Genomic DNA, 1,568 nt, shown 5'->3' with positions numbered 1-1,568 from the left:
GCAAGAAGACCTTTCCTCGCGCTTCAGGCGCGATCTTGAGAACACGGTCTATGTGGGACTGCTCCATCACCAGGATCAGATCCGATTCGCTGATGGTGGCGGGGGTCAGTTGATTGGCTTTGTGCTCTTTTGGAAGATGGCCATGCTCTTCCAGTACGACCCGGGCGGTGGGCTCGATAGGGTGGTCTTGTAGCGCGCCAAGACCCGCTGAGCTGACTTCGATCCCGGACCGGCCCAGTGCTTCCCGCAACAAATGTTCTGCAGTAGGGCTTCGGCAAATGTTGCCAATGCAAACGATGAGAATCTTGTTAAACAAGGCAACCTCCCTGGAAATTCCACACTTGCGGTGATGGTGCAATTGGAAAGACTGAAATTCTGTTCTTCTTCAATGGCACTTTTGTGACGGCTTGCAGCTATTGGGTGTGTGCCTCTTTCCGTGAGGAATTACCGTACTGGATGAAACTTTTCACTGCGAAGACTCAGATCTGCTGGAATCTCGACTTGGAGCGTGCTTGACAGTTGCTGTGCTAAAAATCATAACTGGCAACCCACGACAAACTCAACCATTAAATGCCACGTGATTATTAATTGCGTGCGGAAAAAAAATATCAATATATAAAGTCAGATATTAAATAACATCAATAGCCCTCAAAATAACATTACCGACTAATATCGGACAAATTTTAACATTTCCGAATTTTTTGTGTTGTCCAGTATTGGGCTGTGTTAAATAGCGTGAGGTGCGGTTTGATGATAAGTGTAGGGGGTTGCTTTGGATAAAGCGTTCTCTGGCATTCGTTTATTGCCAATAAGTTTCGTGTGTTTTTAAAGGACGCAGTTTCCATGATCGGCCAATTCCGTTTCTCAGGTGCGTTTCCATCCTTGGGAGAAATCCGTCGCAAGGTCGAGGAGAAAGCCACGGAGCTACTTGGCCACATAGGTGTAGAAGGGGCTGATTGTGTCCATCCATAGTGTTTCGGCGGTCCAAACGACCTTGCCTGAGAGTCTCACTGCTAGCGCCTGGTATTTGGTTCAATGCAAGGCGAGCCAGGACGAGCGTGCAGAGATCAATCTGGTTAACCAGGGGTATACCTGTTTTCGCCCTACGCACCGGCGCGAACGTGATTTACAGGGGCGCAGGAGGATTGTTCGCGAATCGCTGTTTCCGGGTTATCTGTTTATCCAGCTAGGCTCAGGTGAGAGCTGGGCGCCTTTGCGTTCTACCCGCGGTGTATTGCGAATTGTCAGTTTTGGAGGCAAGCCGCTGCCCGTAGGTGATGACTTGATCGCCCGACTTCATGAGCACGATAGCGCAGCCCCTGTGGAGGCTCGGTTTGCCTGTGGCGAGAGGGTGCGTATCAATGAGGGGCCTTTTGCCGATGTGGAAGCGATCTTCCTGGCGATGGAGGGAGAGCAGCGTGTGTTGCTCCTGATGACACTGCTGCAACGTGAGCAAAGAATCAGCATCCCCCTGGTTGATATCAGTAAGCATTGACACGGCGCGTTGCTCCCGGCCAGCCAATCAACGAGCAGATACCATTCTGGCAACAAGGTCAGTTGCTCTCGTC

Annotated in this window: 2 protein-coding genes; one reads left to right on the top strand and one right to left on the bottom strand. The window is 50.6% G+C overall.

Features of this window, described 5'->3' with window-relative positions; genetic code table 11:
- On the bottom strand, window positions 1-316 hold a 316-nt coding region (locus AC1DVH_RS30870; RefSeq protein WP_477756981.1), incomplete at its 3' end, for an arsenate reductase/protein-tyrosine-phosphatase family protein.
- Window positions 317-964: 648 nt separating this feature from the next.
- On the opposite strand from AC1DVH_RS30870, the gene rfaH reads away from it, so the two are divergent.
- Window positions 965-1,495: a transcription/translation regulatory transformer protein RfaH gene (rfaH, locus tag AC1DVH_RS30865; RefSeq protein ID WP_477756982.1), complete on the top strand. Its 531-nt coding sequence runs from the start codon at window positions 965-967 to the stop codon at window positions 1,493-1,495.
- Window positions 1,496-1,568 lie beyond the last annotated feature (73 nt).

The sequence above is a fragment of the Pseudomonas sp. P4_C3 genome (assembly GCF_056402075.1).
The sequence above is the reverse complement of the archived record's forward strand: the minus strand, read 5'-3'. Positions and strand labels throughout refer to the sequence as shown.